Genomic DNA, 24,799 nt, shown 5'->3' on the forward strand with positions numbered 1-24,799 from the left:
ACCCACTGACTGGCGAGCCGTATGCGGGAGAACCGCACGTACGGTTCTGAGGGAGGGGAGTCCGGCTCAACCGGACTTCCCTACCCCTATCAGGTGGTTGGGCGGAGTTAGAGCGGGGCGACTGAGGGGCTCTGTTGGCTGCCGTGAGGGACGGCCGACTGAGAGCACCGGAGGGTGGGTGGCACCATGCGGTGGCAAGCACCTTCCCAACTCATTTGCGACGCGCGGTGGAGCGGGCGGGGATTTTGAAGCATGTGACGAGCCACACGTTTCGCCATTGTTTTGCGACGCATCTGTTGTGGCAGGGAACCGACATTCGTCAGATCCAGCAGCTGCTGGGGCACAGTGACGTGAAGACGACGGAGATCTACACGCACGTGCGGAATCCGAACGAGGCGAAGGTGGTCAGTCCTTTGGATCGGTTGGTGCAGGACGAGGCGGCGACTGTGGGTTGCGCTCGGGCCGACTGAGGGCCTCAGTCGGCTACAGGTGGTTGGGCGGGGTTGGAGCGGGGCGACTGAAGGGCTCTGTTGGCTGCCGTGAGGGACGGCCGACTGAGAGCACCGGAGGGTGGGTGGCACCATGCGGTGATGCGGTGGCAAGCACCTTTCCGACTCATTTGCAACGCGCGGTGGAGCGGGCGGGGATTTTGAAGCATGTGACAAGCCACACGTTTCGCCATTGTTTTGCGACGCATTTGCTGTGGCAGGGAACCGACATTCGTCAGATCCAGCAGCTGCTGGGGCACAGTGACGTGAAGACGACGGAGATCTACACGCACGTGCGGAATCCGAACGAGGCGAAGGTGGTCAGTCCTTTGGATCGGTTGGTGCAGGACGAGGCGGCGACTGTGGGTTGCGCTCGAGCCGACTGAGGGCCTCAGTCGGCTACAGGTGGTTGGCTGCGGTGAGGGACGCTCCCAGTTCCTGCGACGGCTCCGTCCGGGGCGAAACGCAGACGCCAGCCACCATTTGTTCTTCGAGCGTCCTAGAGGGAGGGTGAAATAGAACTGCGCGACCTCCATCCGGGCCGAGGGGAGTCAGGACATTTCAGGTGAAAACATGTGCAAAAGAATAGCCACCCCAACCCCAAATATTCAGCAGCCCGGGCCAACGCCGAGCGGCTGACATACCCGTTGGCACCCGCGTACGGGATTAGAAATCGCCGGCGTCGAAGACTTCTTTGTTGTCGCGGCTGCCGATTGCTTGCCGAACTTTTTCGCTGAGTGAGTCAGTGGTGAATCGAACGGATCCATCGCACATCAACAAATGAGTGCCGCCGGGGTGGTAGCTTCCCAATGACATCTGCAGGTCGTCTTTGGATACATCTCTTAAGTTAAAACCCTGGCGCAGCGAGCACAGTGCCTCCGAGAAATCGCCGCCGTTTCCGTCGTCGAAATCTTCGTGATAGAGCATAAAGTGATCGCAGACTCCACACTCCTCGTGCTCGATGTATTTGGTTTCGCCGACCATGGCTGTGTTGCTGAGCCCGTCCAGGATCGCCGCGAAATTGATTGGTTTGCGATCCGGGCGATTGTCGCAGACGTCTCCTCCAGACGTGATGTGGCAAAAGTCGGTGGCGAGGAACACTCCGTTGCCACGATCAAAGCCGACGAAGTCGAACAGCGAGTGTTCGTTCCAGTTCACATCGCTGCCGCCGTTACCCAGGTAGGTGTTCCGCACGCGGCCGACGATTTTGTCGGATGGATCGCTCAGTGCGATCGGACCGATTTGCGACGGGCACCGGAACACCATGACCGGAGCGGTTGCGAGTTGCCTGAACCGGACACTTTCGGGGCGTCCGCCCGTGGCTCCACCAGGTTCACCGTAGGGGACGATGTCGGCGAGTTGACGCTGTTCCAGGAACGCGAGAATGTCGGTTGTCCAACTGGGACCCCAGCCGCCTTTTGCGCCCCATGGCAATGTGCGGTACACCGACTCGTAGTTGTGAAGCGCCAGCCCAATGTTCTTTAGGTTGTTGGTGCACTGAACCTTGCGTGCGGCTTCTCGAGCGGCCTGGACCGCTGGTAATAGCAGCCCGATCAAAATCGCGATGATTGCAATGACGACCAAGAGCTCCACCAGCGTGAACGCTCGGGGCACTGCATCGCCACCACGCATCGATGACCGGCGAAAAGAACGCGGCATCGTGGAGTCACGATTCGGGCGGTGGGGGAGAAGCGGGGCAGGGCAGGGCATGCCCCCATTTTCGCTGAAACCCCCATTCGGGGAAAGGATGAATCTCAAAAAAAAAACGACGTGTTGGTAATCCAACACGTCGCTTTTTGATTGATTATCAGACGTTTCTGCCTGTCTCGTTGCTTCTCGCGTCTCGTTCACTCGATCTCGCAATCACCCAAGCGAGGTCGGATGGCAAGACGCGGAAGAGCATCACGTCAGGGATTAACGCAGTGGCAAAGAGAACTCGTTGCCGCCCGGTCCGCTGCGTCGGCTGATCCGATCGTTGCGGGCGTTCATGTAGTGAGTCGCCTCTTCAGCAACCAGGATCGTGTCACCGCTGCGAACTTCGGTGCGGAAGCGATGGTGCCCGCCCTCGGCTGCCTTGGCAACGATTTGCATGCGAACTTCTTCGCCAGCATCGATGCGAGCGATCGGGTTGATCAACACCTGGCCGGTGATGACTTTGCCATCGTTGCCTGACAACGATTGGGGTTCGATTCCGTGGCTGAACTGAGCGATCGCACGAACGTCGGTCGCTGGTTTGCTTCCGCGGTTGCGAATCACGATCTGATAGGTCACGTCTTGGCCAACCGGTGCGGGTGCCGAAGGGTCTTCGATCGAAAGGACCAAGTCAGCGATGGCTTCCACGTTGGTGGTCAGAGCAACGCCGGTTTGACCCGCCGCACTGCCTTTGCAGTTGAACGTGAATTCATGTTGGCCGGTCGAATCGAGACGGCACTGGAATTGGTAGTTGCGACGTGCACCAGGAGTCAGCGAAGCAATTTTCCAACGCAACTGATTGTCGATCAACGATGCACCTTCCATGCCACCGATGTAGGTGACGCCCATTGGCAACGTCAACGTTGCGACCACATCGTCGCTGGCGGTGGTGCCGTGGTTGGTCAGTTCCAGTTGATACATCCCGTCCGTGTTTTGATACTTGAGTTCGGGACCCGTCAAAACGGCTTCCAGATCGGCAGCCAAGACACGCACGTTTTTGTCTGCTTCGGCTTTCAGTTCCAAGTCACCAGCGGCCAAGCCGTGGATCTTCAGATCGCCCAAGTCTTGAGCGGTCAGTTCGACTTCGAATTGAGCTTCTTTGCCCGATGGGATATCGCCGATGCGTTGGCTTTGTGGCGTGCTGGATTCAGGTGACAGTGTGAACACAACGTTGGGTGCAATGCCGTCGCCTGGGTTCAAGACGCGAATCGTGTAGGTCTTTGATTGGCCGTAGATGACCTCATCGGGGCCGTCGATCGTCAAAGCCAGTTCGGGTTCTTGAACTTGGATTTGCATGCGTTCCTTTTGAGGAGCGATGGTCCAGTCAACGTTGACGTCGTGGGTACCGCTGCGAGCAGCTTTCAAACGAACGAGCATGCGTTCGGATTGGCCGGCCGCAAGTGTTTCGATTCGCCAGTTCAATTGACGAATGCCGTTTTCGGTTGTACCGGCAACGTCGCCACGGGTGGCTTGTTGACCGACGACATCGGCCCAGTCAGGGATGTGTGCTCGGACGACCAAGCCTTCTGCATCCACGTTGCCGCGATTCTCGACGCGAATTTCGTAGGGGTGCGTTTGGCGAATCATGACCTTCTTGGGGCCAGCCGTGGTGACACGGATGCCGGGCAGTTCGCTGGCAGTCGAAGTCGATTGCACCTCGGTAGCCGGTTGCGTCGCGGGAGCCGAAGTGGTTCCACGCATCGTGTTGGGATAGTCCGCACCGCTGTTGCTGGCGGATGGGCCAGCGACGGAGCGAGCAGGCACTGACGCACGAGCTTGGAAAGGATCCCGAGCTTGGAACTGGTCGTGAGAGACACCGTTGGAGTTGTGCCAAGCCGATTGTGGTTGACCCAAAGTCGATTCGGCAGGTTGTTCATTGGCACCGACTGGCAAGCGATCGCTGATCGGTTGCAACGCGATTCCATTCGTATCGTTGGCTGAAAGCGATCCCGATGGACGCGAGTCAGCACGGCCGCCACCAAACGTTTGCATCTTGGTGGGAGTTTCGTTCGACGCGTCGCCCGCTGGTGCAGAAGTGGTTGGGGCTGGTCCACGAGGTGTGGCAGCGACAAACGAGTCAGCAGGTTTGTTGGTTGGTGTCGTTGCAGGAGCCTGGCGTGCTTCGCCGAGTGTGATCGGTGTCGAAGCTGTTTTCGCTGGGCTGGAAAGTGGAGCAGGTGTTTTGATCGGGGCAGGGGCTTGAACCGGTGCCATGGCAACGCTCTTTGGCGGAACCAGTTGGCTGATCCGGTGCGGTGCGGGAGCTGGAGTCGCGACTGGTTCGCTCTTGGCGATTTGCGGTGCTGGCTTGGCCGGTGCAGGAGTTGCAACGGGAGCTGGTTTGGCTACCGGAGCTGGCGTTGTAGCGACGACTGCTTTCGGCGCGGGTGCTGGTTTCGCAGCAACCTTGGGAACCTCGGTTTGAACGGGAGCCGTTGGTTTGGGTTCCGGTTTTGCCGCTGGCTTTGGATCCGCTTTGGCAATGTCGGCCGATGGTGTCTTCTTCGGCACTGGCTTCAATGCGGGCGCGGGTTTCGCTTCGACCTTGGGTTCGGTCTTGGCGACTACGGTTGGCTTGCGTCGACGTGAAGATTCGGTTGAGGACAATTCTTCGATGGTCGGCTCGGTTTCGACTTTCAGGATCCGACGCGAAACCTTTGGGACGATCTCGACGGGTTCCGATTTGACGGGCGAGATTGCGATTGGCGTGCTTCGAACGACCGGGACCGGGTTGGATTTGCTCTCAACGCGAATCGGTTGCGAGGTCGGCCGGCGCGCGATCGATGCTTCCATCTTGGGCGGTTGTGGCACTTGCGATGTTGGTCGCGGGGTCGAGCGTTGCACGACGCGTGAACCGGCGTTGGGGTCACGCAAAGGTGCCGATCCGCTGGTCGAACGTTGGGCGGTGTTTCCGCTGGTGCTTTGGCTGCGGTGAGTCGGGATGCCGCTCCAATCCACGTCGCGTTCGCTGGGAACCGCGGTGGCTTTGCGTCCGTCATCTTTGGAGCTGCTCGACGACGAGCTTCCGCCGAACAAGCTGCCCAGCAAGCCATTGCTGGATGATCGCGAGGTGGAACGTGATCGAGAGTTCAAACCGCTCAAGATGCCGGTCGATTTGCCGCGGCCGCTGAGCTGTTTCCCGACAACCTGTTGGATTTCCGGGTTGTCCGTTGGTTCTTGAGCCGCAACGCGTTGTGCCTCGAAGGAGGTCCAAGGGGTCGGGCCGACCGTGAAGGACGTCGCGAACATCGCTGCGGCCATGAAGACCGGCAAACGACGGCGTGGCGACGCCAAATGCGTGATGAGTTGACAAAGACCGCGCGACATTTTTGTACTCGTCTCGTGACACGAAAGGGTGATTCGATCGTGGTATCGGCTGTTCGGGTATTCCGTGCTGAATGAATTTGCACGACGATGACGGTTTGGGTGAAAATTTGGTCTGTGTCATTTATGACGTCGGGCTGTTTGCTGCCCCCAAATCAGCACCGGCCGCGTCCGATGTGCTGACCCACCCAACTAGCCAACCTTCCCAAATTACCGAGCGATGGAGTTTCATGTCTCGACGCGAAAAAATCGAAACCATGTTGGCGGACGATCCGACGGACACGTTTCTGAGGTATTCCTTGGCGATGGAATATCGATCCGAGGGCGATCATGAAACGAGTTTGGTGAAACTGCGAGAGTTGTTCACCGATGAACCGCCTTACGTGCCCGCGTTCTTCATGGCCGCGCAGCAGTTGGTCGATCTTGGCCGAGTCGACGAGGCACGTGCGATCTTGCGAGATGGGATCGAACAAGCTCGCACGCAAAACGATTCGCACGCCGCGGCTGAGATGAGCGAGCTGCTCTCATCGATCGGGATGTTGGGCGAAGAAGACGATTTGTAGTCGTCGCTGGCCTTGCCTTGGACTGGATTTCTGTTGCCGTATGCTGGACTTCCTCGTCCGGCAGGAGTTGTCGATTTCGACGGACTTGGAAGTCCATCGTACGGACATGGTGTGAGCGCATCGACGGACTTGGAAGTCCATCGTACGGGCGTGGCGTGAGCGGATCGACGGTCTTGGAAGACCACCGTACGGGCGTTTTGCTGGGGGCGATGGACTTTGGTTCGGTCGACTTCGCCTAGCGGGCTGATAGCGGATGCAACTTCACTTCCTCGATAGCACCTGCAAAACAAGAAGTCTCCTCTCTCCCCGAAGGAGGTCGTGCAGTTTTATTTCACCCTCCCTTTGGGAGGGTCGGCCCGCTTCGGGCCGGGGAGGGTTACGCGCTGGATCCAATGCTCGACCCTCCCCTCGCTTCGCTCGACCCTCCCAGGGGGAGGGTGATGATAAACGCTTGGCAACACAGCAGTTAAAAACTGCACGACCTCCCCAGAGGGAGGGTGATGACAAATGCCCGGCAATACAGCAGTTAAAACTGCACGACCTCGAAGCGGGGCGAGGGGAGCCAGGACATATCCGATGAAAACTTGCGCGAACGGATAGCCACCACTACACCAAACATTCCGCAGCCCAGCGTTCGCCCCGGTTGGCGTCTGGTTAACCGCCGCTAATGCGGTGCGGCTCATTCAATCAACAGGCTGTTACGAGCGGCCGCCGCGACGAGACGCTTTGCCTCGCCCTTTCTTCACGCCACCGGGTTTGGTGGCTGGTTTCTTCCCGGCGGTTCGTTTGCGGATGATGTCCGGGTTGGTACCTCGCTCGGACTTGCTGCGTGATTCCTTGGGGGCGTCCGCGCCAATGACCGTTCCGGTGGATCCGCCACTTTTGAGAGTTCGCTTCTTGACAGGTTTGGAGGTCTTGGGACCGGTCGAATTCGTCCTGGTTTGAGGTGCACGACTCTTCTTGACTGCCTTTCGGCTGCCTTTGGCCGCGGGGCGTCCGCCGGTTCCCTTGGCCGCAACATTGCGACTGGCGCCACCGGGCCGACGTTTGATCGATTGTTTGGATGAGGGACGCGATGGTGGGGCTGACTTGGCTGCTTTTTCGGCGGCGTCGATGCTGCGTCGCATCTTGTCGACTTCGTCTCGCGTCAGTTTGCGATAGGCACCACGAGGAACATCGCCCAGCTTCAACGGTCCAATCGCGACGCGACGGAGCTGTTGAACCTTGTGACCAAAGCGAGCTAGGATACGGCGGATCTCGCGGTTCTTGCCCTCTTTCAGCCGGATTTCCATCTCGGTGGCTTTGGGTCGAGCCTTGATGATCTTGGCTCCGTCGACTTGAACCAAGCCTTCGGCGATGTAGATGCCTTCTCGCATCTTCTTCATTGTCTCACCGCGAACTTCGCCAGCGACGACGACTCGGTAAACCTTTTGGATGCCGAACTTCGGGTGAGCCAGCTTTTGGGCCAGGTCGCCGTCGTTGGTCAGCAGAATCAGGCCTTCGCTGGAGATGTCCAAGCGTCCAACCGGGAAAACTCGCTCGGTCGGCGGGACCAAGTCGATCACGCGAGGACGGCCGCGTGGGTCACGGTTGGTGGTCACGATGCCAACGGGTTTGTTGACGACGTAGTAAACCAGTTTCTGCGGTCGCAGAAAGTTGCCGTCGACGCGAACCTTTTGGACGTCCGGGTCGACGGTGGTGCTCAGTTCCGTGATCGTCTCGCCGTCAACATCCACCCGCCCTTCGCGAATCAGATCTTCGCACTGTCGGCGGCTGCCAAAGCCAGCGGAGGCGAGCAATTGATTGATTCGTTTTGCCGAGGACGCCGACTTGTCTTTCGACGAAGACTTGGCGTGTTGGGATTTGGAGGACGAGGGTTGGCGTGGCATGAAAGGACGAGCAAAGAATAAGGTAGGGCTGGCAGGACTTGAACCCGCGACCTAGGAATTATGAGTTCCCAGCTCTAACCAACTGAGCTACAGCCCCGAAATGCGAGATTCGCAGGGGCAAATGATAGCTGCCCACCCGGGTTTGTGACAGTGATGAAGTTGCGAGTCGAACGACGAAGTCCGCCCGCGCTGGTCGCGAAAATCGCTCGACTGGGCTGAACGGATCACTCCTCGGGTCTGAACTGATTGCTCCCGCGTTCCGGCTCAGCTTTGCGGTGTCGCGGATGCCATCTCGGCCGATCCCAATCGCGGGCAGACTCGATGCAGGACGTCGGCCAGCAATTCGATGTCGTGGTCACGGTGGGCGGACGTGATCGAAACTCGAAGTCGTGATTGCCCCGGCGCGACCGTGGGTGGTCGAATCGCGGGAATGAAGAAGCCGTTGTCCCGCATCGCTTCGCTGGCGTGAACCGTCTCCGCCTCGTCGCCGATGATCAACGGCACAATCGGGATTCCAGCCTCTAGACCGCCCGCTTCCAAGTTCATCCGGCGGCGGAACAGCCGCGAAAGATGGGCGAGTCGATCGCGGCGATCTTGCCACAGCGAAAGCCGCTGGATCACTCGATGAGCACCCTCGGCGACGATCGGTGCCAATGCGGTGCTGTAGATCAACGAACGACAGGAGTTGACGAGCGTGTCGATCACGACTTGAGGCCCGGCCACGAACCCTCCTTGGTGACCGACCGCTTTGCTGAGCGTTCCGATTCGGACCGTGACTCGATCCGACACGCCCATGGCGTCGCAGAGTCCACCGCCACGCCGTCCAAGCACTCCGGTTCCGTGTGCTTCGTCCACGATCAAATGAGCACCAAATCGCTCGGCCAGTTCGACCAATTGTGGAAGCGGTGCAATGTCACCGTCCATGCTGAAGACACCATCGGTGACAATCCAAATCAATCCGCCTTTGCCGGCGCGATCGCTCAAGACATGTTCGACGAAGTCGAGGTCACGGTGGGGGTAGATCACACGTTCGGCTTTTGACAGCCGACAGCCATCGATCAACGATGCGTGATTGAGTTCATCGCTGAGGATCAAGTCACCTTCGCCGGCCAATGTCGCGATTGCGCCCGAGCAGGCGGCGTAACCCGACGGGAACACAACTGCGGCTTCGGCCATTTCCAATTCAGCGATGCAACGTGCGAGTGCCTCATGACGAGGCGTCCAACCACAAACCAACGCACTGGCGGTTGCACCATGCGTTTCGTGTGCGGACTGCAGATCACAACCACGGGTTTCGTCGGCGACGACACCGAGGTAGTCGTTGCCGCCGAAGTTCATCAGCCGCCGCCCGTCCGCTTCAACAACGTGAACCCCTTCGACCCGCCGGCTATGCAGCTTTCGCGTGCGTCCTTCCTGGGCAATGGATTCCAAACGATCGTGAAGCGGCTGAAGTGACATCGGTCCAATCCCTGCTGAGAATACGCTAGTTCGCTAACAGATATTTGAGCAGACTTGCGACGTACTTATCGGCTCGGATTGGAGGATTGTCACCTTTTGTCGGGACTTTTCGTAGAACCGATTTCACGTCCCAGTCGAGTTCTCGCCGGTGGTTGTCGATCAGGTTCAACGCTGTCATCGCGACGAAGTGACCCTCGTTGTTGACGTTGGCGAAGTGCAACAGCGTCTCTTTCGCTTGTTCACGCTGAGTGTCGTTGCCCGCGACCAGCAATCCTTCGCAGGCGGCTGCGCGAACGATCGGTGATTCATCCTTGGCAGCGATCGGATCCAACAATTCCAACGCGGCGGCGTGCGATTTCGCGTCAAGCGTTTGATCGGGTGACAAGATCGCGAGCGTCAGCCCACGCGTGCCCCAATAGCGGTCGATGCTGGATTCGCTTTTGCAAAGCTTTCGCAACTCTTGCAACTTTGATTCGTCCAATCCGTTCCAAGCGGTGGTGGTGTCCCAAGCCATGTCGACCAAGTGTTCCCAATCCAGACCGCTGGAATGAGCCCACTGGCGAGGCGGCGTTTTGCCGGCAAGGCGATGCATTTCAGCTTCTGGAACCACACCCAGATCGGTCGTCGACTTCATCCAGTTCCGCAGTTCAGATCGCATCGAGTTGAGTTGGTCGGCGTGGGCTGGGTCAGAAACCAAGTTGTTGACCTCATCCGGATCCGCTTGCAAATCGAACAGCTCTTCGAGTGGTTTGACTTGCCAAACTTTGGATTGAACCTCGTTCAGTTCGCCGGCATCGAACATCTTTTTCCAAATCTGAGTCGTTGGAGTTTGGAACATGTAATCGATGTAGGCGAAATACATTCGCTCGGGGTGGAAGTGGCGGATGTACACGTAACGCCCGTCCGTGCAGCTTCGAACCATGTCGACTCGTTCGTCCATGCGTCCGCGGTACCCGAACAAATAGTCTTTCGATTTTCCGTTGAGCTGTCCGGCGAAAGGTACGCCCTGCATTGTCGATGGAAGATCCGCGCCCGCCAGGCTGATCGCGGTCGGTCCCATGTCAACAAAGCTGACCATTCGATCGCTGACGCCACCGGAGTTGTAATCGGCAGGCGCGAGGTGCTTGTACTTCTCAGGAACGTGCAACAGGAAAGGAACGTGCAAACCGGAGTTGTAGGGCCAACGTTTGCTACGAGGCATGCCGCTGCCGTGGTCGCCGTAGTAGAACACGATCGTTGAATCGGTCAGGCCATCTTCGTCGAGTTGCTGGAGCACCTTTCCGCACAACGCATCCATCTCGGTCAGGCGATCATAGTACTGCGCCCAATCGCGGCGAACGGTGTGAACGTTGGGTTGATACGCCGGCACTGGAGCTTTGTCGGGATCATGGACCAACGTGTGCTTGTTGCGAATCTTGCTTTCGTGGCTGATCGTAAAATTGAAGACCGAGAAGAATGGTTGGTCTTCTCGTTCACGATGGCGGAAGTGAGCCTTGCCGTCGCATTCGTGCCAGCTGTCGAACGCGGCTGAGTCGGCGAAGTTGTAATCGGTCTTCGAATTGTTGGTGCAGAAGTAACCGGCGTTCCGGAGCACGTTCGGATAGAACTGAAAGTCCTCCGGGACCTCCACGCCGCTTCGCATGTGTTCACCACCCAGGCTGGTCGCGTACATGCCAGAGATCAACGTGGTCCGTGCGGGAGCACACACGGGCGCGTTGGACCAACATTTCTGGTATCGCAACGAACGCGTTGCGAGCTTGTCCAGGTTGGGCGTGTCAGCGTATTCGTCGCCGTAACATCCCAGTTGCGGCCCGTTGTCCTCGCTGGTCAACCACAGAATGTTTGGCGGAGGCAGAGTGTCCGAATCCGCGGCGTGGGCGTCGCCCGTGAATGCGGGAGAAAGGAAGCAGCAGCCGATCCATGCGGCAGCAAACCAAAATTTAACCATGGTGAAGATCTTTGGGTGAGGCGGGAGATTGTGGGGGAACAACCCGTGGCCTCACATCTTAGCCGAACGCGAATCGATGCGCGTCGTTCGCTACTTGCCCGATTCCAGTTTTTGTTTGGACGTTTTGGGCGTCAAGAGTCGTCCCAGCGGCGATGCCAACAAAGCGGGAAGCAGTAGGACGTCTCCCACCAAAGCGGCCAACAGCAATCCAAACATCATGAACGCGAATCGCTGGGTGGGTTGGAAATCGGACAACCCATAGACCAGTGGCGAAATCGCGCAGACGGCCGTCGTTTGCCACATCGCGGGGCCGCATTTGTGAAGTGCCGCGAGCGACGCTTCAGTGCGTGCTTTCCCCTTGCGAGACTGACTTTGGAACTTGGTCAGAAAGTGGATCGTTCCGTCAACGGCGATGCCCAATGCGACGCTAGCTGTCATCACCGATCCGATGTCCAAAGGAGTCTCCAGCAAACCCATCGTTCCAAACAAAGTGATCGTCGGAAACAGGTTGGGGAACATCGCAACGAGCCCGCCGGTGAAGCTTCTCAGCAACAACATCATGATGATGGCGACGATGCCAAAGGCGGCTAGGAAACTGCGAAACAAATCCTGTAGCAAAACGTCTTGAGATTCGGTCGTCATGGGGACACCACCGGTGAACTGTGGTGAGATCCCTTCGCCGGCTTCCTCCAAGATTGGAATCACTTCCGCCTGCACGCGTTGAAACTCAGTGCGGTAGTCAATCTCTTCATCGAATGGGAAACGAAAACTGATTCGCCAAAGCTGGTTACCCTTCTTGTCGGTCGCGATGTAGCCGGCGTCCTGCAGCGGTGACTCGGGATCCTCCAACTGCTTGCGAATGTTGGCTTCCAAAACCGTCGATCGAATCGATCGGCTTTTCTTCGACGGCGGACTCGGCAAAAACGAGCGTGCGGAGAACACACCGCCAACCAATTCAGAGGACCGGAGATGGTCGTCAACATCGCGAACCAATCGAAACCGATCGATCGGGTCGGGCATGGCACCGGGAGCGAACTGCACGACGACTTCGGCGTTGATCGTCGGGCCGATGTGTTCTTCAAACCAAGCGTAGTCGGTCCGGATGCGGCTGTTCTCTGGGAACATTCGCGGGATGTTGACGGACGTCGTCAGCTGGGGCAAACCCGAAGCGGCGACGGCGGTGACGATCGTGAACAGCGTGACGACAATGACCGGGAACTTCATGAACTGAGCAGCGAAGGCTTCCCAGGCGTGACCGATGTTGGACCGCCACTTTTCAACCGGAAGCGGATCTCGGTCATCCTCGTTTGACTTTGCTAGCGCCGCACGATGTTTGATGCGGTGTCGTTTCCCATGCCACTGCATCGCACCGGGTAGCAACAACAGCAGCAACAACAGCGTTCCAAAAACCGATCCCGCTGCGATGAACCCGAACGCACTGACGGGAACCAGGCGAACCAAACCGAGCGATCCGAGGCCGATGATGGTCGTCGTGGCGGCCAACCAGCACGGCAAAATTCCAGCCTGCATGGCTTGCCGAGTCGCAGCGGTCGGATCGATGTCCGGATCGCTGCACATCGCGTCGCGGTAGTAGTTGCACAGGTGAATCCCGGCGCTGGCCGTCAGCACGAAGACCAATGGCGGCAAGACGATCAGAATCGCGTTCATCTCGATGCCGGAGTACAGCACCATTGCCAGCGACATGCCCTGGCCGATCACCGCGACGATGATGATGATCGCTGTCAGGACAATCGAACGCAGGCAGAACACGCAGATCAGTGCACCGACGATGACGGACGGCAGCGTGAACCGGTCGATGGAACCTTGTGCTTCCGCATCCACCAACGCGCCGTCGGTGGGCGGACCCGCGGTGTAGATCTGATCTTCCGGCACCCCAATCTTGTTCGAAACCAATTGGCGAGCATCGGCCAAGACCTCTTGGCGATTGAGGTTTCCCGCTTCGGAGAACGTCGCCAATACAATCGTTTGTTCGCCGTCTTCGCCGATCAACGATCCTTTCAACCGAGCCCGAGTCGCTCGTTCGGAGAAGCTGGTCGGTGGGCTGGTCAACACATCGAAGACACGCTGGCCGGAGCTGATGCCTTCCAAGTAAGCCGGTCGTTCCGGGGTGGCTAAAGTCAGTGGTAACAACGCCTCCGCGGCCTGGTCGACTCCCTCGGATCCGATCTTCGCGTCGTCCCAGCCAATCATCAGGACATCTTGGCCCTGAAACAGTTTCGAGAAGTCGTCGTATTGCTTGCGGACCGGCATGTCCTCGGGCAACCACAACGCCGGAGCGTTGTACATCGTCGACAACGCTCGCGCCGAATCGCGAGCCGCCAGCGGTCCGAGAATGCAAACCGCCAACAGGCCGATGCAAAATCGCACGCGATAGGTTGTCGCTTGGTCACCCAGAGATTTAGGAGGCATGTGGAAGTGGTCGAACGGTTCGGAGCGGATTGAACGCCGAGCCTACCGAATCTGACCTTCGCTGACGACTCGTAATCGGCCGCCCGGTTCGTGTCACCGAACAGAAGCCACACGGGGCCTCATTCCAGCCCGCTTGTTCGTCAAACTTTCACATGGTCAATGATTCAAATTGGCTTCGAATCAACGACATCGAGTTCGTCGACGATCGCTCAACCCTTGCGAGAAGGCTGGTTCGATTCCGTCCGAGTCGGCGGCTTGTGAACCTTCAGCACAGGTGTGTCCTCGGTCACAACGATCCCCTCCGGTCGAGGCTCTGTTTGGACCGATTCAGTGTGGACCGATTCAGTTTGGACGGGGGAGTCAGCGGTCACCGATTGTCCCGGATCGAACGCGGGCTTTCCCAAGTGGTCATGCCGTGGTTTGAAGACCTTTCCAAGCGGTCCGGCAAGCAACGCGGGCAACAGAATCAAGTCACCGATCAAAGCGGCCACCAACATCACCAACATCAACGTTCCAAAACGCTGCGTCGGAGTGAACGTGGACATGGCAAAGATGAACAATCCCAATCCACCGACGATGGTGGTTTGGGTCATCGCAGGCCCCACGCGGCGATACGTTTCGATAACGGCTTCTTTACGCGACTTGCCTTCCTCGAGGAATTGGCGGAACCATGTCAGGAAGTGAATCGTGTCGTCGACCGCGACGCCCATTGCGACGCTGGCGGTCATCATCGTTCCGATGTCGACGGCGGTTCGCAGGTGACCCATGATCCCGAACACCAGCAGAACGGGGAACACGTTGGGAATCATCGAAACCGCTCCGGCGGCAAAGCCGGCACGCAAATTCGCGGGCGCCAACCATTTACCGGGAAAGGATCCTGGGTTGAGCAACACGATCATGACGAAGCCGATCAACACAAACGCAAGCAAGATCGACTCGACCAAACTGCCCAACAGAGTCCGCTGGGCTTTGTAAACGACCGGGACAACGCCGGTGTAAATCACCTGAGGCGTGGCGGGTTCGTCGAGCTCGAACACTGGCAATCGATCGGGTTGCCCCTCAGCGACTTTGTCCAGCGAAAGGATGTGCTTTTGGATCGGCCGCGAAAGGACTTCGGTGACCGAAATCAATCTTTCCGCACCCGGGGCGACCGATTGAACTGGTTCCTTCGCGGCAACCTTTTTCGACGTGGAAGCTTGGAAGCTCAGTCCAGCCAAATCGATGACGACGTCGGCCGCTGCGATGCGTCGATCCCAGTTCTCATCCGACGGCTTCGCGATCGCGTCGGCCGCATCGGGATCGATCCAGCTTTGACGGATACGTTCATTGCTCAGCAGTTCTCGCAAAGTCGCCAGGAAGATCGCACGTTGGTCGACGACACGTTCGCCCGATTCTTCATCGGTGGTGACCAAGTTCGCGGAATCCAACTCGACGATGTTTTGTGCACCGAGAACCAGAACCTTTGCCTTGGGGAGTTGTGTCCCGTCGGGCTGCTGCAATTCACGAAGCAACTTGGCTCGCACGCGGTAGGCCTGCACGACCGGATCGATGGCGTCTTTCAGTTCGTTGATGAACAACCCGTAGTCGACGTCCGACAGAGCGCTGACTCGCAAGCTTAGTCGCCACAACTCGCTGTCTTTCAGAGGCCCGTTCTTCTCAATCTTGACGTAATCGCTGGTCAGCAATTCGTCTCGGGATTCATTCAGGCGGCTGTTGAATTGTGACCGCGTGTTGCTCCAACCGTTGCTGACGTCGGGCAGGGGAGCAATGAACGTGTCCATGCTGGAAGCCTGGCCGACTTTTGCGATGCCTTCTTCGCCGAGCGAACGCGTGACGACTTTGCGAATACGTGCGACCGCCTCGATGCGTTCCAGCAAACTGAGTGAAATCGGGTCGGACAAACGGTCTTGGTCGTCGCCTTCCTCTTCGGTCGAAGCGGTCGCCATACGATCGAGACGTTGAATCTCGGGCGGCATTCGGACGACGATTTCCATCGGCACCAAGTTGCCAAAGTGATCTTCCAACCAAGCGTAATCGCGAAGGATACGAGCCTGGGGATCAAACAACTTGAGCAGCTGCACCGAGGTGGTGATCTTGAACAGACCCAGCGATGCGATTGCTAGCCCGGTGATGCAAGCGATGCTGACGACCGCGTGATGGCCAGTGATCCAGCGTCCGACTCCGGCCCACCAAGCGGCTAGTTCCAGTTCGCCAGTGACTGCACCCTTGCCAGACGTCTCGGCGGTGGATGTGTCGGCGGTCGAATCGGATTTACGCTTTGCCGCTGCGATTCGTTTGCGCTCTTCGGATTTGTCTTGGCCGAATTGGGGCGAGAAGGTTTCGAGCGCGGCGGGCAAGTAGCTGAACAAGACACCCAGCGTCGAAATCACGCCAATTGCGGAATACAAGCCGAAGTTGCTGATCGGTTTCAGATTGCTGGTGAACAGCGAGGCCAAACCGATTGCCGTGGTCAACGCCGCCAACGTGCATGGCAACGCCGCGTGCTTCAGGGCTCGCGTGGCCGCACCACGCCGTCCGCGAAAACGGACTTCGTCGCGGTAGTAATTGATGACGTGGATCGATCCCGACAATCCAAGCACATAGACCAGCGACGGCATCGACATCAAAATCGCGTCCACTCGGCCGCCGGTCCAACCCACCATCGACATGCTGAGCATCGCGGCGGAACCGCCGACGACGAACAACATGATTGTGACTTTGATGCTGCGGAAGCAAAAATACGACAGCAGCACGCCGACCAAAATGCAGTAGCCGACGAGACGAACCAGCGTGATCGTTCCTTCTTCGTCGATCGCGATGTTGTCGATCGGAGGTCCACCCATTCGCAGCGGTGGCATTCCGCCGATGGACTCGGGCGGTTCACGGTTGAATGGCGGCGGCGCACTGCTGGGGGGCAACGGCGGTTGAATGCCGGATTGCTGAGCCAACTGCAACAATCGACCTTGCGGAGTGCCCAACGTTCCACGTCCGACCGCGAACGCGAGATTGTCCTTGGCCAAATCCGTCAGCGTGACCAGCAAACAAGTCAAACGCGGAGGCGGTTCGACACCCAGCGCATCGTAGACCGCGTACCAGGCGTCCGTTTGTGTTTGTGTCAGTGACGTGGGAAGCTTTTCGCTGTCGCCGTCCAAACGCTCGGCGACGAAGGTTTCCAGTGCTTGCTCGACCCGCTCGGGTGCATCTTGTGGTAAAGCCGAGCGATTCTCTTCGGGCAATTCATTGATGAACGATTTGGCGGTCCAGTCAAACTCGTGCGGGACCGCGGGGGCGAACAGTGTTCCGGTCAAGCGTTCCATCGCAAGCCGTTTGGCAACGATCGGCTTCTTGGTCACATCCGTCAGGTCAATCGGCCAAAGCGGACCACCTTCTGCGGCCAATTCTTCCGCGATGGTTGCCCCGGTTTGAACCGTTTGGAACAACGGCGCGCACAACAACATTGGGTCGTTGTAGAACGGGTTGATGCGTTCGGTGGTCGAAGGATCGCCAAAGGCCGTCACGAATTGACCTTTCAATTCGTAGTTGCCCCAGGATTTTTGAGCCTTCCGTAACAAGGCCGCCGGGCCGTTCATCGACTCTTCCCAGCGGAACAGTTTGCCGTCGGGTTTGATGTAGTACCAAGTGCCATCGGCCGAGGCCAACCACTTCTCGTCTTCGCCACCCCAGCCGGTCAGGTCTTGGCCAGGCGGCAAGAGTTCCAATTCAACGCCCAGGTCTCGCGCTCGCACACGCGACTGGACCTCCGCGAGTGACAACGCGTTCTCGCCCCAGGCTTCTTCCGCAGCGAGCTGTTCGCGATAATTCGCGGATTCGTGCAGCAGTTTGTCTTCAAACAATCGAAGTCGTTGATCGCCGACGTTGCAACCTTCCCAGGTCAACAGAACAAAGCTCTCGCCGGCAAAGTGATCGGCAAACCAATCCAGTTCAGCGGTTTCGGGAAAGTCACTGGGCAACCAGTCTTTGACGTCGTTCTCTTTGTTCTTCAGCCCCATGCGAGCGGCGCGGAACGCGGACGGCAAGAAAAAGAAGAATCCCATGAGGACCAACAAAGCCACGGTCAATCCCCACGGGCCAGGCCGCTCCAGGAACGACGGCTTGGTTGAATCTGAGGTCATCTAGGATTCCAGAAGGTGAGAAGAGCGGGGCCGGTCGGGACGACTTCGATTGGACAAGTTTGAACGGCTTTGAAAGTCGAATCAGTCGCCAATGACAAACACAGCAGTAAGCTATCGAGGGAATCGCGGAAGGTCCACGTCAATGCGATTGTCCCGCGCAAACGTTTCGATGGTTGTGCGACAATTGAGAGGGTTAGAAAAACTGGGAAGTTTCTGAGCCAAGACAAGCGTCCACCGCCGACTTCGATTCGAAATCGCTCAGCGACGGTTTGCCCCACCCCCACAAAACGAACCGAATGCAGTCTAATTGTTGAAACAGCCTAATCGGCAGAGCAGATCGAACCAGAGCGTGAGAAGTGTGTTTTCCACCACCCCGAACCGCGAAGGTGGATCCGGATGGGGACCGTGGACGCCGCGACCCGCCATACCAGCGAGCTTTCGGTTCGTGTTTTGCTGCTTCGATGCCGGTGAAAGCCGTTTCGTTCGCATCCCCGCGAATCACACTTTTCTATTCGAAACCCACGAAGTGAACTGATGTCTGCATCTCTCCAATCCCTGATCGACTCCGGCACGAAGCTGTACTTGGATTCGGTCGAGCCCTCCGAAATTGACCAGAACCTCAAGTGGGGGGCGGTCGGCGCCACCAGCAACCCCGCCATCATCTCGGGCATCGTGAAGGCCGGCGGTTTTGACGATCGAATCGACGCGTTGTTGAGCGAAGGGCACGACGACGAAGCCATCGCATGGGCTCTCACGAACGAATTGGTTTCCGACGCCGAAACAAAATTCGCGTCGATCCACGAATCAACCGCGGGCAATGCGGGCTGGGTCAGCTTCGAACTCGATCCGATCTTGGAAGATCCTGAGCAAAACCTTTCCGCTTCGGACATCGCCAGCCGCTACATCGAGTTGGGCAAGCAATGGGCCGCCGGTCACACCAACCGAATGATCAAAGTTCCCGCGACGGAAGCTGGCTTGCTTGCGTTGGAAGAATTGGCCGCCGCCGGAATCACATTGAATGTGACGTTGATGTTCACCGCGGATCAGTACCACGCGGCTCGGGAAGCGATTTGGAAGGGTGCCCAGCGTGCAGCCGAGTCCGGTGTGCGTTCACTCGATCAATTCAAATCGGTCTACAGCATTTTCATTTCGCGAATCGACGTCTACACGCAGAAGGAATTGCCTAACCTTTCGGCCGACGCCCAAGGTCATGTTGGCATCCTCAACGCGAAACGAATTTGGAAAGAGAACCAAGAGTTCTGGGCCGACAAGAACCTGAAGCTCGAACAAGAGTTGATCTTCGCCAGCACGGGAACGAAGAGCAAAGACGATCCACCATGGAAGTACGTCGCCGCATTGGCGGGCAGCGACATTCAAACCAACCCGCCCGCGACCAATGAAGCGGTCGACGCCAGCGGCAAGACATTCACCAGCGAAGTCGGCGACATGCCATCGCAAGCGGTTCAAGACGAAGTCGACGCGGCTTTGGACATCAAGGGAATGCACAAGTTCTTGATGGACGAAGGCGTCGACAAATTCGTCAAGCCACAACGTGAGTTGCTGGCGATCATCTCAGCGAAACGCGAAGAACTGACCAAGCAAGCCTAGTTGCTGAGCAATAGGTCTCAGACAACAGTTTGAAATGCAATCAGCCGCGGCAAATGCCGCGGCTGATTTGCTATGTGTCCCGAACCGTCTGAGAATCGATTGGCGATTCGCGAACCAACGAATCTGGACTCCCCACGAACCGGAGGGCTCGCGCCCTGCCGCTAAGATTGGTACCGGAGGGATCACTCGCTGCATCTGAAATTGGTAGCGGAACGGCGCGAGCCGTCCGGTGTCACACGAAGTTGTTTCATTGACAAACCACTCGTCACCGAGCGGATTCAAAAGCCCCGGCGCCACCCAGCAATCAAGCCAATTTAGAATTTACAATTGTCAATTTAACTTTTTCAATCGCCACGATCGATCTACAAGCTGACACCCGCAGACCAGTTCACAATTCCAAACCGCACCAATCAGCCGATAGCCGTTAGGCCCGGTTGCGTCAAACAACCGGTGCTAACGCACGGCGGCTAACAATCACAAGCCGATCAGTGTGCCGGTTGACCCAGGTGTTCGATCGCACGCTGCAGCACGTCGTCTTCCAATTCCGTGACCAATCGTCCGTTCTCATCCGGGCGAGCCGCAATGTAGGTCGGTGGCACGGACAGGTGAGGTTCGACACCGTTGCGACTGATCGCTCGGCCGCTCGGCGAGTAGAACTTTGCGGTCGTCAGACAAAGTCCGAACTGGGCGGCCTGCATCCGGAAGATGCCTTGCACGCTGCCCTTGCCGTAGCTCTTTTCACCGACGATCGTGCCCCGATTCGAATCGTGAATCGCACCGGAGAAAATTTCGCTGGCACTCGCACTGTTCCGGTCAATCAAAACCGCCAACGGCACGTTCCAAGTGTTGGCACGGTGAGCCGAGTAATCAAAGTTCTCGCGAGCGTTGCGGCCGCGGGTCGTCAAGATTCGCCCCGTGTCGATGAACCGGTCAGCGACTTCCACCGATGCGGGCAACAATCCGCCGGGGTTGTCTCGCAAGTCAATGATCAGCGAACGCATTCCCTGACGGCTGAGAGCCCACAAAGCCTTTTCCACTTCGGCTGGCGTCGATTTCTGGAAGTTTGTCAGACGGAAGTAGCCAATTTTCGCGTCCGCATCGACCAAGTGAACGTTCTCGACACACGGCACGTCGACTCGGCGGCGAGCCACGCGAATCGAACGCGGTTCCTGATCGATCGAGGCGATTTCCAGTGAGACCAAAGATCCCTCGGGGCCACGCAGCAAATCAGCCACGTAGTCCGGGTCACGGTCGGCCGCGGAGGTCGTGTCGACACCCATGATACGGTCACCAGCGACAATGCCGGCTTCATCGGCGGGGCCACCGGGGATAACGGACAGAATCTTCAAGCAGTCTTCGCCGGGTTTCAGCTCAACGCCCAGACCCACGAAATTGCCATCGATGGTGCTGAACATGTCGTCCAGTTGGCCAGGCGAAAGCAAACGTGTGTATGTGTCCAAAGTCGACACGGCACCGGACACGAATTCCAAAACCGTCGCGGTCCCGCTCAGGCCAAGTTCTTGTTGAGCCATCGATGCGACTTGCGAAACGGTGGCTCGCAAGTCAAATCGACTTTGCGTGGACCGTTGGCTGATCCGATGGTGAATCTCCATGCGGAACTTTTCGATTTGATCCGGAGTCGCGTTGGGCAGCATGGTTTGCACGAACGTTTCATCGTCCAGCGCCGTTTCCAACGCCGCGGTCCCATGCAGCAACACGCGTGACCACTCGATGGTGTCAACATAGTGTGTTTGCAAATTCGCCAAGATCTCGCTGTACAAATCCAGTGACTGCGACGTGGTCATGTCACGGAGCGAACGCAGATACGTTTGGTCTTGGTAGCGACGGTTGACGTCAAAACGCAATCGGCTGATCAGCAAACGCTGGTAAAGGATGCGATCTTGAGGGAACCGGCGAGTCGCCGATTCATAGTGATCGATTGCGTCACTCCACTGTCCCGCTTCTTCGAGTTCGATGCCATCGGCCAAAGCACGCGCTCGTTCTTGTTCTTCGAGCTTCCGTTCGGCGTCGTTTGTGGGAGCCGAAACGGCCGGGCCACGAGAAGGCACGAAGCCTTGTGCGAAGGCTGGCATCGACGATCCGCTGACGGCGATCGTACCGACCACCAATGCAAACGTTCGCAGGCGTCCAGCGACACGTCGCCGACGAGCGGGCTTGGCAACCGCTTTGCCATCGTTTGATTGGTCCGCTTTCTTGTCAAAAGCAAGACATCGATTGATCGTCGTTAACAGGTCCATGCGCCGATTCCATCGTGAGCGTCGTTGGAGGGGGAATGCTGGACTGGGGTGAGTCCAAGCCCCTCGGAAGACACTCCGAACCGTGGGGCTGAGCAAACTTAGGTCACAAAACGTGCCCGGTCAAAAAACCGAGTCGATGAAATATCACCCTGTTTGCTCCAAACCGTACGACCCGTTGAACAAGCCGTCGGTTGTCGCGGCGACGAAAGGATTGCCGGTCAAGGCAAGTTTGTCGCTCGGATGGATCGTGCCAATCAGGCACGACTTTCATCGCGTGGTGCGCCTCCGGTGCGCAGAAAGAAACAACTTCATTCAATGTGATCACAGGTGTGCGATCTCATTGTTTCACAAGCAAGGCTCGTGAAACATGTGCGGCATTCCTTGTCGCCCGTTGTCTCTTGGCATCGCAACAAGAATACGCGGTGTCCAGCATGCGGGCAAGCAACGCCTGGGACGAGTCGATTCCTGAGTGATCACACGGGCAAGAAGAGCAGGCCTGCACTCCAACGGGCCGGCAGATCGAGCACGACTTGGGTGTGGGAACTCAAGTCAATCGCAGGTACACGGATCCAAACATTCAATTGATCCGGTTCATGATCGATCAACTAGATGGTCGAAACAGAAGATGACACGATTGTTCCGGTTTTGCGAGCAACCTCGCGTCAATTTCACCTTGCTTCTCAATGGTTCAAGCAATGACAACTCCCGCAGCAATCGAAGATCGCCAGTGCGATAATCCGTACGACGGCGAGTACTTGGAGTTGAAAGAGGATTGCGATTTCGACAACCACATGGAGAGTCTGGTTCAAGAGAGTTCATCTGAGCACAAGAAGATACTCTGGAACAGATACTACGAGCAGCTGAAGCGACAGATGCAGTCTGAAACCGAAAGTGTCGGTTCGCTGCGAGCTTTAGCCCAGAAAGGATACGGACTGGAAAAGCTCGACGGTCAGCATCGGACCAGCGATTTGCTTCTTCGCTGTTTGGTTGCTTACAGGAGCGTTCAACCGCCGCAACCTTTCTTTGAGTGGTTGAGTTCGCTGGGCGAATTCGGAGTCATCGCGCAAATTCGACGTGCCGGTATGCTCCATATCCAAGGTGGAGCCTCAAGAGACGATGGGAACATCTATCCTTCGGAGGTAAAGCAACTCTTGAATCGTGTCGCCTATCTGGATTCGAAAGCTCGGGTTCGATACAGAGTTGATCGAAGCAATGAATTGCTTTGGCAGAACGGAAGTGCGTTCGATACCGCCGCCATGAGGACGCACTTTTCCGGATTGGGTTGGGCGATCTTTGTCCTGAGTCCTCGAGGGGTTTTCTATACCGGAAGCCATGTCGTCGGTCAATTTCATCACTCCAGTTTCCTTCAGGGACGGCCGGTGAAAGGAGCCGGCGAGTGGAAAGTCGAGAAGGGCAAGCTGAAGCTGATCACTGCGAAAAGTGGACACTACCAACCCCAGAAATGCCACTTTATCGCCTGCCTCGAATCGCTACGGCCGATGCTGCAAATGTACGGGACTCGAGTCACCGTCTTTCCCGAGACGGGTTCTTCAAGTGAAAAGTCGAAGAGTGTGACAATCGAAGCTGAAAAGTTCCTTCGGGAATCTGAAAACTATTCCATCTGGAAGCCCCAGGAATGATCTCCGGTTGATGATCGCAATCTCGTTTCAAACTTCAGGTCTACTCAGCGAACCATCGTGACGATTGCGGCAGCTTGCGTCATTCCAAACTCCCCCAGCAGCCATGCATTGTTCAAAACAATCCAAATACGCTGGAGAAGTAGACAACATAGGCTGTGATGAGCATATCGAGTGCGAATGGAATGAACCGGCTGGTGAACTTGCCCTTGCACTTAGCGATTGCTGCCAACAGGACCATGAACGTCCCGAACGTACATGTCGCCGCAAGGGCGTGCCAAGCGGGATTCAGTCTTCGTATCATCTCAGCCGGTGGAACGTCACTATCGACTGAATAGAAGCAGTAGGCGATGGCAATCCCAATCTGAACTGCAGCGACGATTGCGAACAGTGAATTGACATCTTCGGATCGTCGAAGGGAGTTTGGCGAGCTCGCCGGTTGGTACGGGTTCAAAGCAGGCTGAGCATTGTGGCGATGGTATGGCGTTTCAGCGATAGCGAACGGCTTCTCTTGGAGAATACGCCAATTCGGTCGAATTGCGACTCAGGCCGTCTATTGTAACGACTGTGCATCATTCAAGTCTTCCAGACAGGAATCGATCTCGGCGGTTTCGTGCATGTAATTTGGATGCTCGCGAATCAGCTCCAACATCGCGATCAGCGCCCGACGCTGGTCGGCGGTCAGGCATTGCCTCCAACCTTGCGGATGTTCTTGGGTGCGATAGAGACGGTCGATGAAGCCGTAGGGGTGCTTGTCGTTTAGCTCGGCGATCAAGAACGCGGGAAGGTGGAAGACGAAGCCCTCCGCATCGAAGAACGAAGGGGAGCTATGACAACGAGCCAGATGGTCGGAAGGGATGCGTCGCCAGTCGATCTTTTCATCGGTCTCGCGGATTTGCTTCCGTTCTTCATGACTGGCGTAATCGTCCAATCCCTTCGCCTCGAAAAGTCCAATTCCGTTTCCAAGCGTCGTGTTAGCGAACGCTTCTTCGATTTGCATGACCACTTCGTCAACACGTGCTGCATATTTCCGAACCCAGTTCGAAAATCCATCGATCAAATGCTCTCCACGTTCCTGCGAACGCAATTCGTCGACATCAAACTCGTTGATGCGAAAGCAACGGTCATTTGGCATCGATAGCTACCCTCGCTGCGACGATATTGCGTTCAGTGTCATTCGTCTGAGGCGACCAGCGATTCAAGCTCAACAACAGTCTGAAACGCGAGGATAGCAAACGCCGAAATCGCCATCGAGACATCTGCAAAGCCACCCCCGTAAGGAGCGCACCTCGCGGTTTGCGATTGGCATGGCGTTAGATTTTGGAAGTGGTCAGAATCCCGACTGGCAGGTTCAAATCAGGCTAGCAGGGA

At 57.3% G+C, this 24,799-nt stretch carries 14 protein-coding genes and 1 tRNA gene; 5 read left to right on the plus strand and 10 right to left on the minus strand.

Translation table 11 applies throughout. The annotated features are described in order from the left end of the window. Nucleotides 1-191: 191 nt before the first annotated feature. The gene (locus CEE69_RS31375) at nt 192-470 is read left to right on the plus strand and encodes a tyrosine-type recombinase/integrase (RefSeq protein WP_099264443.1); all 279 of its coding nucleotides are present in this window, start codon (nt 192-194) and stop codon (nt 468-470) included. A gap of 104 nt (nt 471-574) precedes the next feature. After that, nucleotides 575-874: a tyrosine-type recombinase/integrase gene (locus CEE69_RS31380; protein ID WP_390180016.1), complete on the plus strand. Its 300-nt coding sequence runs from the start codon at nt 575-577 to the stop codon at nt 872-874. Nucleotides 875-1,154: 280 nt separating this feature from the next. Here the strand turns inward: CEE69_RS31380 and CEE69_RS31385 are convergent, their stop codons facing one another. Both CEE69_RS31385 and CEE69_RS31390 read right to left on the minus strand, forming a co-directional pair. Then, nucleotides 1,155-2,147, minus strand: a complete 993-nt coding sequence (locus CEE69_RS31385; protein WP_099264444.1) for a DUF1559 domain-containing protein — start codon at nt 2,145-2,147, stop codon at nt 1,155-1,157. Between the two features lie 255 nt (nt 2,148-2,402). Further along, on the minus strand, nt 2,403-5,507 hold the full coding sequence (locus tag CEE69_RS31390) for a DUF11 domain-containing protein (RefSeq protein ID WP_143549398.1): 3,105 nt from the start codon (nt 5,505-5,507) through the stop codon (nt 2,403-2,405). A gap of 71 nt (nt 5,508-5,578) precedes the next feature. Between CEE69_RS31390 and CEE69_RS31400 the strand changes: the two genes are divergently transcribed. Further along, nucleotides 5,579-6,067: a tetratricopeptide repeat protein gene (locus tag CEE69_RS31400; RefSeq protein ID WP_099264446.1), complete on the plus strand. Its 489-nt coding sequence runs from the start codon at nt 5,579-5,581 to the stop codon at nt 6,065-6,067. Nucleotides 6,068-6,765: 698 nt separating this feature from the next. Here CEE69_RS31400 and CEE69_RS31410 read toward each other — a convergent pair. The 6 genes from CEE69_RS31410 to CEE69_RS31435 all read right to left on the minus strand — a co-directional run bounded on the left by CEE69_RS31410 (nt 6,766) and on the right by CEE69_RS31435 (nt 17,925). Continuing rightward, nucleotides 6,766-7,956 carry a pseudouridine synthase gene (locus CEE69_RS31410; protein ID WP_099264448.1) on the minus strand — a complete coding sequence of 397 codons (1,191 nt, stop codon included), beginning with the start codon at nt 7,954-7,956 and terminating at the stop codon, nt 6,766-6,768. 23 nt (nt 7,957-7,979) lie between these two features. Then, a tRNA-Ile gene (locus CEE69_RS31415) sits at nt 7,980-8,053 on the minus strand. A 167-nt stretch (nt 8,054-8,220) separates the two neighbouring features. Beyond that, a complete protein-coding gene (locus tag CEE69_RS31420; protein WP_099264449.1) occupies nt 8,221-9,414 on the minus strand; it encodes an aminotransferase class I/II-fold pyridoxal phosphate-dependent enzyme in 1,194 nt (397 codons plus the stop codon). Between the two features lie 25 nt (nt 9,415-9,439). Continuing rightward, the gene (locus CEE69_RS31425) at nt 9,440-11,362 is read right to left on the minus strand and encodes a sulfatase family protein (protein WP_099264450.1); all 1,923 of its coding nucleotides are present in this window, start codon (nt 11,360-11,362) and stop codon (nt 9,440-9,442) included. Between the two features lie 90 nt (nt 11,363-11,452). After that, nucleotides 11,453-13,792, minus strand: coding sequence for an efflux RND transporter permease subunit (locus CEE69_RS31430; protein ID WP_099264451.1), 2,340 nt, complete (start codon nt 13,790-13,792; stop codon nt 11,453-11,455). A 209-nt stretch (nt 13,793-14,001) separates the two neighbouring features. Further along, entirely contained in the window at nt 14,002-17,925 is a 3,924-nt protein-coding gene (locus CEE69_RS31435) for an efflux RND transporter permease subunit (RefSeq protein ID WP_099264452.1), read from the minus strand. A 534-nt stretch (nt 17,926-18,459) separates the two neighbouring features. On the opposite strand from CEE69_RS31435, the gene CEE69_RS31440 reads away from it, so the two are divergent. Further along, nucleotides 18,460-19,533 (plus strand): transaldolase family protein, encoded by a 1,074-nt coding sequence (locus tag CEE69_RS31440; protein WP_099264453.1) that lies wholly within the window; start codon nt 18,460-18,462, stop codon nt 19,531-19,533. A 485-nt stretch (nt 19,534-20,018) separates the two neighbouring features. Here CEE69_RS31440 and CEE69_RS31445 read toward each other — a convergent pair whose 3' ends face one another. Further along, entirely contained in the window at nt 20,019-21,791 is a 1,773-nt protein-coding gene (locus CEE69_RS31445; RefSeq protein ID WP_099264454.1) for a S41 family peptidase, read from the minus strand. 695 nt (nt 21,792-22,486) lie between these two features. Between CEE69_RS31445 and CEE69_RS31455 the strand changes: the two genes are divergently transcribed. Continuing rightward, entirely contained in the window at nt 22,487-23,431 is a 945-nt protein-coding gene (locus CEE69_RS31455) for a calmodulin-binding protein (RefSeq protein WP_099264455.1), read from the plus strand. A gap of 550 nt (nt 23,432-23,981) precedes the next feature. On the opposite strand, the gene CEE69_RS31465 is transcribed toward CEE69_RS31455, so the two are convergent. After that, on the minus strand, nt 23,982-24,563 hold the full coding sequence (locus CEE69_RS31465; RefSeq protein WP_099264457.1) for a DUF6714 family protein: 582 nt from the start codon (nt 24,561-24,563) through the stop codon (nt 23,982-23,984). Nucleotides 24,564-24,799 lie beyond the last annotated feature (236 nt).

This window comes from Rhodopirellula bahusiensis, from assembly GCF_002727185.1.
Lineage (GTDB): Bacteria > Planctomycetota > Planctomycetia > Pirellulales > Pirellulaceae > Rhodopirellula > Rhodopirellula bahusiensis.